Origin of the sequence: Flavobacterium sp. LM4 (genome assembly GCF_002017935.1) — a bacterium.
In the GTDB taxonomy this organism is placed as follows: domain Bacteria; phylum Bacteroidota; class Bacteroidia; order Flavobacteriales; family Flavobacteriaceae; genus Flavobacterium; species Flavobacterium chungangense.
Map to the genome: position 1 here is coordinate 134,303 of NZ_MUFW01000004.1, position 13,856 is coordinate 148,158.

10 protein-coding genes are annotated in these 13,856 nt (G+C 33.5%); 3 read left to right on the forward strand and 7 right to left on the reverse strand.

Annotated elements, in window-relative coordinates:
* Positions 1 to 817: 817 nt before the first annotated feature.
* Complete coding sequence (locus BXU10_RS20470; RefSeq protein ID WP_078229360.1) at positions 818 to 1,300, reverse strand: hypothetical protein; 483 nt, start codon at positions 1,298 to 1,300, stop codon at positions 818 to 820.
* A gap of 164 nt (positions 1,301 to 1,464) precedes the next feature.
* On the opposite strand from BXU10_RS20470, the gene BXU10_RS25355 reads away from it, so the two are divergent.
* A complete protein-coding gene (locus BXU10_RS25355) occupies positions 1,465 to 1,620 on the forward strand; it encodes a hypothetical protein (RefSeq protein ID WP_223255514.1) in 156 nt (51 codons plus the stop codon).
* Positions 1,595 to 1,843: a hypothetical protein gene (locus BXU10_RS20475; RefSeq protein WP_223255515.1), complete on the forward strand. Its 249-nt coding sequence runs from the start codon at positions 1,595 to 1,597 to the stop codon at positions 1,841 to 1,843. Before BXU10_RS25355 ends, BXU10_RS20475 begins: the two co-directional genes overlap by 26 nt.
* A 39-nt stretch (positions 1,844 to 1,882) precedes the next feature.
* On the opposite strand, the gene BXU10_RS20480 is transcribed toward BXU10_RS20475, so the two are convergent.
* From BXU10_RS20480 to BXU10_RS20495, 4 genes are all read right to left on the reverse strand, one after another.
* On the reverse strand, positions 1,883 to 2,506 hold the full coding sequence (locus BXU10_RS20480) for a murein L,D-transpeptidase catalytic domain-containing protein (RefSeq protein WP_078229361.1): 624 nt from the start codon (positions 2,504 to 2,506) through the stop codon (positions 1,883 to 1,885).
* 75 nt (positions 2,507 to 2,581) lie between these two features.
* Positions 2,582 to 3,241, reverse strand: a complete 660-nt coding sequence (locus tag BXU10_RS20485) for a hypothetical protein (RefSeq protein ID WP_078229362.1) — start codon at positions 3,239 to 3,241, stop codon at positions 2,582 to 2,584.
* A gap of 70 nt (positions 3,242 to 3,311) precedes the next feature.
* Positions 3,312 to 4,112 carry a hypothetical protein gene (locus BXU10_RS20490; protein WP_078229363.1) on the reverse strand — a complete coding sequence of 267 codons (801 nt, stop codon included), beginning with the start codon at positions 4,110 to 4,112 and terminating at the stop codon, positions 3,312 to 3,314.
* Between the two features lie 72 nt (positions 4,113 to 4,184).
* Positions 4,185 to 4,598 carry a helix-turn-helix domain-containing protein gene (locus BXU10_RS20495; RefSeq protein ID WP_078229364.1) on the reverse strand — a complete coding sequence of 138 codons (414 nt, stop codon included), beginning with the start codon at positions 4,596 to 4,598 and terminating at the stop codon, positions 4,185 to 4,187.
* A gap of 198 nt (positions 4,599 to 4,796) precedes the next feature.
* On the opposite strand from BXU10_RS20495, the gene BXU10_RS20500 reads away from it, so the two are divergent.
* Positions 4,797 to 5,117, forward strand: a complete 321-nt coding sequence (locus tag BXU10_RS20500; protein WP_078229365.1) for a hypothetical protein — start codon at positions 4,797 to 4,799, stop codon at positions 5,115 to 5,117.
* Positions 5,118 to 7,828: 2,711 nt separating this feature from the next.
* Here the strand turns inward: BXU10_RS20500 and BXU10_RS20520 are convergent.
* Both BXU10_RS20520 and BXU10_RS20525 read right to left on the reverse strand, forming a co-directional pair.
* The gene (locus BXU10_RS20520; RefSeq protein WP_078229368.1) at positions 7,829 to 10,066 is read right to left on the reverse strand and encodes a hypothetical protein; all 2,238 of its coding nucleotides are present in this window, start codon (positions 10,064 to 10,066) and stop codon (positions 7,829 to 7,831) included.
* Between the two features lie 158 nt (positions 10,067 to 10,224).
* A complete protein-coding gene (locus BXU10_RS20525) occupies positions 10,225 to 13,665 on the reverse strand; it encodes a methylmalonyl-CoA mutase family protein (RefSeq protein WP_078229369.1) in 3,441 nt (1,146 codons plus the stop codon).
* Positions 13,666 to 13,856: the final 191 nt, after the last annotated feature.

Sequence of the window (13,856 nt, forward strand, 5' to 3'; positions counted from 1 at the left end):
CTTTTCATAAGTATAAAAATGAGGTTAGATAGTTAGTAAAGTTTAAAACCTTACGGTTTTTAAAACAGCTCTTGGTGGTTCTTGAGCTGTTTTTTTTGTTATATATTTCTCACATCTCAGAAATAAATGCAAAAAGCAAAAAAAATTCAACAAAATATTACTTAAAAAACACAAGTAACTGAATGTTAAAACTTTAAAAATAATTTAAAAAAAAAAAATTCAAAACATCAATAAACACGTAAGTATCTTAGTAAAATAATGGAAAACCTTTGAATTCAACAACTTACTATTGAAAAAATAAAACAGTAAAAATTTTGAAATAAGAGAACTATTTGTAGTTTCGCCAATACCACGAATTAGAAATTAAAATTAAAATTAGAAAAAGAGATGAAACAAATTTTAAGACTGAGCTTTGTTGTAGCTGTATTATTAACAGCATTAAGTACGTATGCAAGTAATGAAAAAAGTGATTATGTACGTATATCAAAACCGGAAATGGAAAAGTAGTAAGCTTTACATTAAACGCTGACGAAAAATCAAATTTTTCAATTCTTGACGAAAAACAAAACTTACTTTACACAGGAGAATTTTCTACAAACGAATTAGAAGTTTCAAAAACCCTAAACCTTGAAAGTTATCCTGCCGGAACTTATTATCTAAAAGTTTTGGAAAACAACAAAATAGTAAATCATAAAATTACTGTTTCTAATAAAAAATCAAAAACAATTGCGTTAGACCAATCAGTAAACGAAAGCCCGGCTTTTCGTCGTTAATCATATTGCCCCCTATTTAAGAACAGCTCCATATGAGCTGTTTTTTATTTAATTTCTTTCCTTAAACCGGCTCCAATTTTTACCAGTTCCCAAAAAATATCAGCTTCTGATGTAATAGCTATTTTTTGAAATTCTTTATAAAAAGAAGAATGTACAAATGCATAAATATAATCTAACAACTCTATGGCCATGAAACTTTGCCTGAATTCAGGACGTAATTCGCTGCTATTGGCAAAACAAACATTTCCGGCTTCTTTTTCACTCAGAAACAGCAAGCCCAAATGATCTGCAAATAGTTTTACAATTTCGTTATTTAGAATAACAGTTTCAGGAACAGATTGATTACAAATGGCTTCAGTAGTAAAATAAGTTTGCGTAGTATTTTGTAAAATTTTTAAAACACTGTTTTCTAAATCTATACCATCAAATAGCGGAGAAATATTTTCATCTGCTTTTAAATTACAATACTCCTGGATAGTCATAATGATACTGGTTGAATCCATAAAATTAGACCATATAGTTTTCATTGAACATTTTTCTCCATTAAAAATGTCTGAAAACTTTTAGATAACACGCTTGAAATAGTTAAAATTCATAAAAAACCACCCAAACACACCTTATATCACTGACTTAGATATATTTGCGAAACAAAAAAAACAAAAAATCCAGATATTCTCTTAAACCAATGTGTATGCAAAACAGACTTGTTATTTTAATATTAGGGACTATTTTTTCATTCAGTGCTGCTGCCCAAAATGTAAAAGTCTTTATCACTGACAAAGTAAGCGACACTTATGCTTATGTTGATGTAATGAAAACCTATGAAAGAGTTGCTGCAAAAGGCTAAGTCTGTAGATTTATTTCAAAAATTAGGAGATTCGTCTTATTCACATTTTAAACTCGAAAAAGCAGCCGAATGGTACGATAAACTATTTGCCATGACTGCCGATTTAGAACCTGTATATTATTACCGTTATGCAGAATCCCTACGATTCATCTGCGAAAACGAAAAAGCCGATGCTATTCTTGAAAAGCTGAAAACAAAAGGAACGGTAAAAAAGAAGGTTTGATTTTTTAACAAATTTCTTCGATACTGCAACCGGTAACATTCAATAATAAATATCCAAAACAATTTTTTTATCAGAACTGTCAATCAGTTTCTCTATCCTCGCATAGTATTTTTCATTTACCATCGGACAGCCATAGCTGTTGCAAATTGGATTGTCTTGTTCTTCGTACGGAACTTTGCTGTATTTATGCAAAACAATATTCCTTAAAAAAGCATTATCATTGGTTTTGTCTAAGCCATAAAGTTTATATGCTTTTCCAAAATCTCCATTATAACTGTATCCGATATAATATTTCCCTAATGCTGTACAAAGTGAATTATTGACATTGCTGAATCGCAGTTTATCCTTTATTCCGGTTTCAGATCCGGAGCCATGTGCAACCAATCCCTGATCAATTATTTTATTCTTTTTTAAATCGTATATAAAAAATCTGTTTTTCCCAGACTTGATTTTCATGTCTATAAAAAAGGCTATCTTATTATTGTATTTGGAGTTATTGCCTATAAGCTGTTTTACTGCATCTACTCTTTTGGTCAGTTTGTGTGGTGTTTTTTTATTGAATTCAGAAGCTTTAAAAACGTTTTCTTTAGAATTTTCTAATAGGATTATCGTACCCAAAAGCACTATTGTAAATAATAAAAGAAAAAGAATTATTTTTCGCATAGATTAATGATTGATAAAACTATATTATTTTTTGGCAATCGCTTTACCACAAATTGCGTAATCTATTTATTGCAATTAAATATTCATAACTGTAAACTGAATAAATAACATTCCGGTTATAAAAGCAGTTAAATATATCAATTTCTTAATATCATCAAATTCTCTTCCTTCTTTTAGAATCAGGCCTCTGAATTTCTCTGAAACTAATGCTAAAATTGAGCTTATAAAAACCAGGCCAAGAGCGAGTTTCACACCAATTCCAATCGGAAGTCCTTCTTTTTTATCCTGCAGCATAAAGGGAATTATATCAGACAAAAAAAGCAAGTTCCATGCTATTGTAAAAAACACAGCAACCGGTTTTTTAATTGGAAATCCTCCTTGATTTTGCCTTTCCAGAATTTTCAAATCTTCTGTACTTATTTCTGAATTTGTATTTTCTAAAAATCCCGTCTTTTTAATTTCATTTATAACTGTGGTCGGATTCTTAAAAGTCCAGAATATAACTTTTGAATTGTATTTTTCTATTCTGTGGTTTATTTTAATTCCGTTTCCAATTATCGGAATCGAACTGTACGCTTCTATAGAAATAATGTCTTTTGGCTGAAATACCAAATTACCAACAATTGATGCATTAATTTTTAAAACGTCTTTGTCAACATATAAATCGGCAAATGGAAAACTGGCATTTGCCATTCCGATTCTTGCTCCGCCGGTAAGCGTAAATTTTTCAGTCATAACTTAATTTCTAATTTTAGATAGGCAAAAATAAGTATAAAGAAACATCTTTTTTAATAAAAACTATTAGCTAAAAAAGTCGCTCAATTTCATTTTGTATCTCAAATATATCCATAACGGCATACAGCCCTACAGATTCTTCCAGATGAGCATTAGAAGGCGAAGTTTCAACATTTGAATGTATAAGTTTGATTTGATTTGCCAAATCGGGCAAAAACTTGATTCCTGAAACGGCATATTTAGAAACACGTTTAATGCCATCATTGTACAATTTTCCTTTTGCCGGCCATTTTTCTAATTCCTGAATTTCAGGAACTATATCAAATATTGTATCGTAAAACTCTATAATCGGACTTTCGTTGGGGCGTGAAAGCTTGTGTACATAAGCACAATAAAAATGTTTATCGAGCTGAATAGCAATTACATCCTTTGGTCTGTAGAAAGTAATATTATCAGGCAATGATGGTTTGCGCCTGAGCGGAACGGGTTCTGAACAAATTAGTTTTTTTATCTGATCTGATTTTCTAAAAAAGTCATCGCTTAAAACAACATCGCGGTTTAAAGCATCAATTGCGTCTATTGCTTTTTCTGTAATTTCAGAATCTTTGAGTCCGTATTTATGAAGAATTACCGCTAACGCCACAAATGTTGTACGTTTATAATTATCTGTAACTTCTGTATGATCCGCATTTAGAACACAATTCCAGCGCAATAAGATTTTAGGAAGAATATAACCTGTAAGATTTTCAGCAATTTTTGTGTCATGTTTGGCATACGCCATCGCTTTTGCAGTGAGCCTTGCAAAATCATCATCGATATTTTGTACTAATGCTTTTGATGCTAATTTATCCAGTATTTGCTGATGCGTCATTTTTATTTTGAAATTAAAAAGACAGCTTTTTGGAGCTGTCTTTTGTTGTTTATCAATACCTTTTTAGGAATATTATTTCCCTTTAAGTAATTTTTCTAAATATTCGATCTTATCTTTTTCTGCCTGAAGCAAACGTTCGTAAAGGTTTTTATTTTCTTCTACAGTTTCCATTAATTTATCTAATGGATTGAAAGTGCAATTATTATTATTTCCAAAATGGCTATTATTTACAACTTCATTAAAACTATTAAAATAATTGATTACACTTTCTTCAGAAAAATTCTTAATGGCTTCAACCGTTACACCAAGCGCTTTTGCAACTTCAATAAGCTTTTGCTCATCTATGGTTTCACTGTTTTCTAAAGCCGAAACAGCTTGCTGGTTTGTTCCTAAAGCCTGCGCCAAAGCTTCCTGTTTCATATCACGAAGTTCACGAATGCGGCTTATTTTTCGCCCTATATGATTTGGTTTTGTAAGTGTGCTCATAATTCAAAGATAACAATTAAGTTCATTAACAAGAAATATGTAAAAAACATATTTAGTGCCGTACCATACTGCAAAAAATGATTTGATACCGTGTAATCTATTTCTTTCTTGCAGTGTTAAACAAAAATACATTTTTTCTGATAATAACAAATTCTAAAAGTCAAATTCTAAAACAATTCACACTCAAAAACCAACGAAATGGAAACTACTGAAATTAGAAATTTAGAAGTTCTCAAAAAATTAGCCACCCGGTCTTTTCAAACACTAAAACCGGCTCCTGACAATTCAAAAGCCTACATCGCTCAAATTAAGGTTTCTAATTATGTCGAACTCGGCGGCTTAATTACCGACCTGCTTAAATTGTGCATATTGGGGCTGGATCCGGAAACACCTAAAATTGCTGAGAAAAACAATGAACCTATTAATGTGGGACTTATTTTAGAAACTGTGCTTCAGCTGTTTCCTTTGGAGGAAATGGAGTTTTTGAGTAATGTTGGAAAGATTATTGGTAAAGATTGAGTTCTTTTAAAATAACCACAATATTGTCATTTCGACGGAGAAGAAATCTTCACGAGAAACTCTACAAAGATTGGCGACATTCTGTACGGAGCTACTTGCGGAGATTTCTCCTTACGTCGAAATGACAAATTGGGGAGTGGAAACTTTAGGTTCACGAATTTAACGCTCCCGCAGCAAGGAAAATGGAGTTTTTGAGTAATGTTAAAAGGTTGTTGGTAAAGATTGAGTTCTTTAAAGATAACCCCAATATTGTCATTTCGACGGAGGAGAAATCTTCACGAGAAACTCTACAAAGATGGGCGACATTCTGTACGGAGCTACTTACGGAGATTTTTCCTTACGTCGAAATGACAAATTGGAGAGGGGAAACTTTGGGTTCATGGGTAAAACGCTCCCGCAGCAAGGAAAATAGAGTTTTTCAGTAATGTTTGAAAGCTTGTTGGTAAAGATTGAGTTCTTTAAAGATAACCCCAATATTGTCATTTCGACGTAGGAGAAATCTTCACGAGAAACTCTACAAAGATGGGCGACATTCTGTACGGAGCTACTTACGGAGATTTTTCCTTACGTCGAAATGACAAATTGGAGAGGGGAAACTTTGGGTTCATGGGTAAAACGCTCCCGCAGCAAGGAAAATAGAGTTTTTCAGTAATGTTTGAAAGCTTGTTGGTAAAGATTGAGTTCTTTAAAGATAACCCCAATATTGTCATTTCGACGTAGGAGAAATCTTCACGAGAAACTCTACAAAGATGGGCGACATTCTGTACGGAGCTACTTACGGAGATTTTTCCTTACGTCGAAATGACAAATTGCAGTGGAAAAACTTTGGGTTCACGAATGTAACGCTCCCGCAGCAAGGAAAATGGAGTTTTTGAGTAATGTTAAAAGCTTGTTGGTAAAGATTGAGTTCTTTAAAAATAACCCCAATATTGTCATTTCGACGGAGGAGAAATCTACACGAGAAACTCTACAAAGATGGGCAACATTCTGTACGGAGCTACTTGCGGAGATTTCTCCTTACGTCGAAATGACAAATTGGAGAGGGGAAACTTTGGGTTCATGGGTGGAACGATCCCGCAGCAAAAAAAATGGAGTTTTTGAGTAATGTTGGAAAGATTATTGGTAAAGATTGAGTTCTTTTAAAATAACCCCAATATTGTCATTTCGACGGAGGAGAAATCTACACGAGAAACTCTACAAAGATTGGCGACATTCTTTACGGAGCTACTTGCGGAGATTTCTCCTTACGTCGAAATGACAAATTGGAGAGGGGAAACTTTGGGTTCATGGGTGGAACGATCCCGCAGCAAAAAAAATGGAGTTTTTGAGTAATGTTGGAAAGATTATTGGTAAAGATTGAGTTCTTTTAAAATAACCCCAATATTGTCATTTCGACGGAGGAGAAATCTACACGAGAAACTCTACAAAGATTGGCGAAATTCTGTACGGAGCTACTTACGGAGATTTCTCCTACGTCGAAATGACAAATTGGAGAGGAGAAACTTTGGGTTCACGAATGTAACGCTCCCGCAGCAAGGAAAATGGAGTTTTTGAGTAATGTTAAAAGGTTGTTGGTAAAGATTGAGTTCTTTAAAGATAACCCCAATATTGTCATTTCGACGGAGGAGAAATCTTCACGAGAAACTCTACAAAGATGGGCGACATTCTGTACGGAGCTACTTACGGAGATTTTTCCTTACGTCGAAATGACAAATTGCAGTGGAAAAACTTTGGGTTCACGAATGTAACGCTCCCGCAGCAAGGAAAATGGAGTTTTTGAGTAATGTTAAAAGCTTGTTGGTAAAGATTGAGTTCTTTAAAAATAACCCCAATATTGTCATTTCGACGGAGGAGAAATCTACACGAGAAACTCTACAAAGATGGGCAACATTCTGTACGGAGCTACTTGCGGAGATTTCTCCTTACGTCGAAATGACAAATTGGAGAGGGGAAACTTTGGGTTCATGGGTGGAACGATCCCGCAGCAAAAAAAATGGAGTTTTTGAGTAATGTTGGAAAGATTATTGGTAAAGATTGAGTTCTTTTAAAATAACCACAATATTGTCATTTCGACGGAGGAGAAATCTACACGAGAAACTCTACAAAGATTGGCGACATTCTTTACGGAGCTACTTGCGGAGATTTCTCCTTACGTCGAAATGACAAATTGGAGAGGGGAAACTTTGGGTTCATGGGTGGAACGATCCCGCAGCAAAAAAAATGGAGTTTTTGAGTAATGTTGGAAAGATTATTGGTAAAGATTGAGTTCTTTTAAAATAACCCCAATATTGTCATTTCGACGGAGGAGAAATCTACACGAGAAACTCTACAAAGATTGGCGAAATTCTGTACGGAGCTACTTACGGAGATTTCTCCTACGTCGAAATGACAAATTGGAGAGGAGAAACTTTGGGTTCACGAATGTAACGCTCCCGCAGCAAGGAAAATAGAGTTTTTCAGTAATGTTTGAAAGCTTGTTGGTAAGATTGAGTTCTTTAAAGATAACCCCAATATTGTCATTTCGACGGAGGAGAAATCTTCACGAGAAACTCTACAAAGATGGGCGACATTCTGTACGAATCTACTTGCGGAGATTTCTCCTTACGTCGAAATGACAAATTGTCTGGTCCTGAAAAAAGTTTTAGAAATTGGTATAAATTAACTGTGCTTGCACGAGCAGGGCATTCACGAGCGAGACACCTAATTATACATTAATTATTTTCTATATGAAATTTTATTTCTGAATAATACTGATTACCAACAAATATATAAACAACTAAGCAACTAGTAATTGCATTGGCAACTTCTAATTCTGTCCAATCATTAGCTGAATGGACATCATTATTTCTATAAAAGTATGTTGTTTGAATCTGTTTCCCAAAGTTTATGCTTCTCGCTAATCTATTATTTGCCTTATTACGTTCTTTTGTTGGGTCAACTCTAGATAATTTATTAAAAATTTCGCCCAATCCTTTTTTATTTGTTGCAATAAAGTTATATGAGGTATTATCTACGTAGTATAAAATTTTCTTACAAAAAGGATCCAAACAAGTTAAAAACTGCTTTAAAAAATTTAACTTATCTGTTCTATCCGAAGCTTCAAAATAGTATTTATTAAGATTCCCCAAAATTCGATCGTTTATTCCAGAAAATTCAATTAATGGACATGTTTTATCAAGTATTAATTTAAATAAATTAATCCCTTCTTCAAGTGTAAATGAATATAGAGGTGACAATTCATCAGAAAAATAAGAGTACAAATCACGATAAAGTTTTTCTTTTATGCCTGACCAATTGTATTTATCAATTGCCAAAGTGACATTCAATTCATGTTTTTTTAATGTTATAATGTTTTTATTTCCTAAAGTACTTTTCTTAAAAAATTCTTCTTGGTCAAATATTTTATAAAATGAAATTTTAGTAAATCTTTTATCATAATCTCTAAGAGCTTTAATTATATCTGATGCCAAGGCTGAATGACCATCTTTCCTTTGTAAATATTCAAAAATTTTACTTCTTTGTTCAATTTTATATTCTGGTTCACCATTTGATTCTCTGCGTTTACGTGTTGTAAATGCTAATTCAGAGTAGCGTTGTTTCCATTCTGGCAAAATCCAATTATCATTTTCAACCTTTAAACAATCCCTTCCAATTAAAGCACAGACAGATTTAAATTTAAGTCCTTTTCTATCTTTAGAAATTTCTTCAAAAATTTCATTATACGAACTAGGTTTATCTAAACTTAGTAATGCTTTTTTTATCAACATATCAATTTTTCCAGAATTTGAATTCCATGCTTTCAAACTCCAATTTCCTGTTTTTCCTAAAGAAATAAATTTCTTATCAGTTGCTAGGGATAAACTATAACGATCATATATTTTTTCAGTACTAGAATGAAATAATCGCTTATTTATTTCAGACACAATATTATCAATATACATTGGCTCACCATTTTCTAGCAAAACTCTAAAAGCTCTGTCACTAGCTCGAGAAAGAAATTCAAATTTTGCCTGATAAAATGTTGACTCATTTGACACTATAATTTCAACTTCGGGAAGAATTTCAGCAGCTTTTAGTATATCAATATTTATTAAATTTTTATTCTTTTTTTTACAAAATACGATAAGCTGCATCTCGTTTAACGGATAAATTTCCTTTTTTAGAACTTTAACAAGTATCTCAGAGGATTTAATAAAATTTTCCTCTTCTTCCGGATTACAAATTATTATTTCTGCATTAGTAAATCTAGTTTTTACTTTACCACAAACGTGTAATGAAAATAGGTCAATTAATAAATTTATAGTTTCAGGAAATCTCTTATCATATGAGAAATTATTAATTAATAAATCTTCTAACAACTCTACTGTTAAAACTCTTTTATCAACAACAAATTTTCTTAAATACTCATATTTTTCTATTACAGAAGAATTACAAAAGATACGTTTTATTTCAGATTCTTTACCTTGCAAAAACAAACGTAAATCATTAAGAATTTCTTCTTTAAGTTGTCTAATTCTCTCTCTTGTTTTATTATAAAAACTACTTAAATCTTCTAAAGTAAATATATCACTTTTATTCAACCCATAATAATGAGTAATGATACCTTTATCTATTTCTTTTCGAAAATTTAGATAATCAATTATGACTTCATTTAACAATTCAATCAAAGAGCTAGCTTGTAAAACACTAAAATCCACAGGAAGTTCATATACTTTAGTATTTTTATCATAAAGATCATAAATATCTTCAGGATTTTCAATAATTCTTTTTTGAAATTTAATTAATTCTTCGACTACTCTTTTTCCAATTTTATTCAACTTACTAAATTCATCAGGAACAATTTTTGAGACTTGATCTAGATTTTGAATATCATATAAATAAAATTTACTGATTAAGATAGGTTCAATAATTTGAGAAATATTTTCAATTTTAATTTTTGATAGGTCCATTATTGTATGTTAATATTTAAACAGAAAATTTTGTTAAAGCTATATTCTAAAAAATATAAATATACATTAATTAATTATAAATAATTAATAAAGAAAAACGCACTTAATTAACTTTAGAAGTAATTAAATGCGTCTTATATTTCACCAATAAAGATTCTCTACATATTCCTTCTATACTGCCCACCAACCTCAAACAACGCCGAAGTAATCTGACCCAAAGAACAAACCTTTGTAACTTCCATTAAATGATCGAATAAATTTTCATTTTTAATAGCAGCCTGCTGCAGATTATTTAAATGCTCATTAACCTTTGCTTCGTGAAATTGATGCAAATTATCCAGCATCGTAATCTGATATTGTTTTTCTTCTTCGGTGGCGCGAATTACTTCTGCCGGAATTACCGTTGGCGAACCTTTTGAACTCAGGAACGTATTTACACCCACAATTGGAAAATCGCCGTTGTGTTTTAAGGTTTCGTAATACAAACTTTCTTCCTGAATTTTAGAACGTTGGTACATTGTTTCCATTGCACCCAGAACTCCGCCTCTTTCTGTGATTCTGTCGAATTCTTGTAAAACGGCAGCTTCAACTAAATCGGTTAATTCTTCGATGATGAAGGATCCCTGAATTGGGTTTTCGTTTTTAGCCAGACCTAATTCTTTATTGATAATCAGCTGAATCGCCATGGCACGACGTACAGATTCTTCTGTTGGTGTTGTAATCGCTTCGTCATACGCATTGGTATGCAACGAATTACAGTTATCATAAATAGCATACAAAGCCTGCAACGTTGTTCTGATATCGTTAAAATCAATTTCCTGTGCGTGTAACGAACGTCCGGAAGTTTGAATATGATATTTCAGCATTTGTGCTCTTTCGTTGGCGCCGTATTTGTTTTTCATGGCTTTCGCCCAAATTTTACGTGCTACACGACCAATAACCGAATATTCCGGATCTACTCCGTTGGAGAAGAAGAACGATAAGTTAGGTCCAAAATCGTTGATGTTCATGCCGCGGCTCAAATAATATTCTACGTAAGTGAAACCATTTGAAAGCGTAAACGCCAATTGCGTAATTGGATTCGCTCCCGCCTCTGCAATATGGTATCCTGAAATCGAAACCGAATAGAAATTACGAACGTTTTTAGTAATAAAATATTCCTGAACGTCGCCCATTAATCGCAAAGCAAATTCAGTTGAGAAAATACAGGTATTCTGCGCCTGGTCTTCTTTTAAAATATCTGCCTGAACTGTTCCACGAACCTGAGATAAAGTTCTGCTTTTGATTTCGTTATAAATATGCAAAGGTAAAACCTGATCGCCGGTAACACCCAAAAGCATTAATCCTAAACCATTGTTTCCTTCAGGCAAATCGCCTTGATAATGCGGGCGCTTTACTCCTTTTTCTTTGTAAATTTTGTTGATTTTGGCTTCAACTTCTTTTTCTAATTCATTGGCTTTAATGTACAATTCGCATTGCTGATCGATTGCAGCGTTCATAAAGAAACCTAACAACATTGGCGCAGGCCCATTAATCGTCATACTTACCGAAGTTAATGCATGAACCAAATCGAAACCTGAATACAATTTTTTGGCATCGTCTAAACAGCAGATTGAAACGCCTGCATTACCGATTTTACCGTAAATATCAGGGCGAATATCGGGATCGTTTCCATACAAAGTTACACTGTCAAAAGCGGTCGAAAGTCGTTTTGCCGGCAGTCCTGCACTTACGTAATGAAAACGTTTGTTGGTTCTTTCCGGTCCACCCTCGCCCGCAAACATTCTCGACGGATCTTCGCCTTCACGTTTGAACGGATATAATCCTGAAGCAAAAGGAAATTCGCCGGGAACATTTTCCTGTAAATTCCATCGCAGGATATCACCCCAGCCTTCGTATTTAGGCAAAGCAATTTTTGGGATTTGTAAATGCGATAAACTTTCAGAATGTGTCGCAATTTTAATTTCTTTATCACGAACTTTAAACGAGTAAACCGGATTTTTATATTTCGCAACCTTATCAGCCCAATTCAGGATAATTTCCCAATTGTAGGGATCTAAATCCATTTTTACTTTATCAAACTGATTTAGTAAAAGGTTTAAAAAGATTCGGTTTTCGTCATGTTCTGTGATGCCAATTGGCAAAACAGTAGAGTCGTCAATTCCTCCTTTTATAATTTGAGGCACTTTTCCCGAAACCGATTCTATGGTTTTATAAATTCCGTATAATTTCTGCGCTACTTTTTGCTGCGAAATTGCCGTTTCATCATAAGATCTGTTATTCTCGGCAATTTCAGATAAATAACGTGTTCTGTGTGGCGGAATCACGAAGATTTTTTCGCTCATTTCTTTTGTGATTTCAAAAGTCGATTTCAAGTCCGAGTCTGTTTTTTCTGCCACTTTATCCATAATCGCTTTGTACAGCGTGTTCATTCCCGGATCGTTAAACTGCGAAGCAATGGTTCCGAAGACCGGCATTTCGTCCGGATTTTTATCCCAAAGATTATGATTTCTTTGATATTGTTTTTTTACATCGCGCAACGCATCAAGCGCACCACGTTTGTCAAATTTGTTTAAAGCCACTAAATCGGCAAAATCAAGCATGTCGATTTTCTCCAATTGCGTTGCAGCTCCAAACTCAGGTGTCATTACATATAAAGAAACATCAGAATGATCCATAATTTCGGTATCCGACTGCCCAATTCCCGAAGTTTCCAGAATAATCAAATCGTATTTCGCGGCTTTTAAAACCTGAATGGCTTCGGCTACATATTTAGACAAAGCCAAATTCGACTGACGCGTTGCCAGCGAACGCATATATACACGAGGATTATTAATCGCATTCATACGGATTCTGTCGCCTAAAAGCGCTCCTCCGGTTTTTCTTTTCGAAGGATCGACAGAAATTAATCCGATTGTTTTTTCTGGAAAATCAATTAAAAAACGACGAACCAATTCATCCACCAAAGACGATTTTCCTGCTCCGCCAGTTCCTGTAATCCCCAAAACCGGAATTTTAGAATTGGAATTTATTTTGTGAATTGTATCAAAAGCCGATTTTGCAATTTCAGGGAAATTCTCTGCAGCGGAAATTAAACGTGCAATTGCAGTTGGCGTTTTGTTTTCGATATGATCGATTTCTCCGTTTAATTGGTCTCCAACAGGAAAATCGGCACGTTCCACCAAATCATTAATCATTCCCTGAAGTCCTAAAGAACGTCCATCATCAGGAGAATAAATTCTGGTAATTCCATATTCATGCAATTCTGAAATTTCGCTAGGCAGAATTACTCCGCCTCCGCCACCAAAAATTTTAATATGCCCCGCTCCTTTTTCATGAAGCAAATCATACATATATTTAAAGTATTCATTGTGTCCGCCCTGATAAGAAGTCATTGCAATAGCATTTGCATCTTCCTGAATAGCAGTATTTACCACCTCTTCAACACTTCGGTCATGTCCTAAATGAATCACTTCAACACCGGTTGACTGAATAATACGGCGCATAATATTAATGGCTGCATCGTGTCCGTCAAAAAGCGAAGCGGCTGTGACAATTCTCACTTTATTTTTAGGAATATATATTTTTTGTTGTTCCATTTTGCGAATATGATAATTTTATAGCGCAATTTACAAAATATTTCAACAATTCAATGAACAGATAGCTTTATGTTAACAAAAAATAATTAGTTCGCAGACATACAAACTTCTATCATCTTAAATTATATATTCAGATAATAAAATGATGCAATGCTTTAAGGGAATTTAATAACCTAAAAAAGAGATTTAAT

What these genes read in the sequence shown, in the direction of transcription:
- BXU10_RS20470 (WP_078229360.1), bottom strand. Translation starts at nt 1,300, where the DNA reads ATGAAAACTATATGGTCTAATTTTATGGATTCAACCAGTATCATTATG.
- BXU10_RS25355 (WP_223255514.1), top strand. Translation starts at nt 1,465, where the DNA reads ATGCAAAACAGACTTGTTATTTTAATATTAGGGACTATTTTTTCATTC.
- BXU10_RS20475 (WP_223255515.1), top strand. Translation starts at nt 1,595, where the DNA reads ATGAAAGAGTTGCTGCAAAAGGCTAAGTCTGTAGATTTATTTCAAAAA.
- BXU10_RS20480 (WP_078229361.1), bottom strand. Translation starts at nt 2,506, where the DNA reads ATGCGAAAAATAATTCTTTTTCTTTTATTATTTACAATAGTGCTTTTG.
- BXU10_RS20485 (WP_078229362.1), bottom strand. Translation starts at nt 3,241, where the DNA reads ATGACTGAAAAATTTACGCTTACCGGCGGAGCAAGAATCGGAATGGCA.
- BXU10_RS20490 (WP_078229363.1), bottom strand. Translation starts at nt 4,112, where the DNA reads ATGACGCATCAGCAAATACTGGATAAATTAGCATCAAAAGCATTAGTA.
- BXU10_RS20495 (WP_078229364.1), bottom strand. Translation starts at nt 4,598, where the DNA reads ATGAGCACACTTACAAAACCAAATCATATAGGGCGAAAAATAAGCCGC.
- BXU10_RS20500 (WP_078229365.1), top strand. Translation starts at nt 4,797, where the DNA reads ATGGAAACTACTGAAATTAGAAATTTAGAAGTTCTCAAAAAATTAGCC.
- BXU10_RS20520 (WP_078229368.1), bottom strand. Translation starts at nt 10,066, where the DNA reads ATGGACCTATCAAAAATTAAAATTGAAAATATTTCTCAAATTATTGAA.
- BXU10_RS20525 (WP_078229369.1), bottom strand. Translation starts at nt 13,665, where the DNA reads ATGGAACAACAAAAAATATATATTCCTAAAAATAAAGTGAGAATTGTC.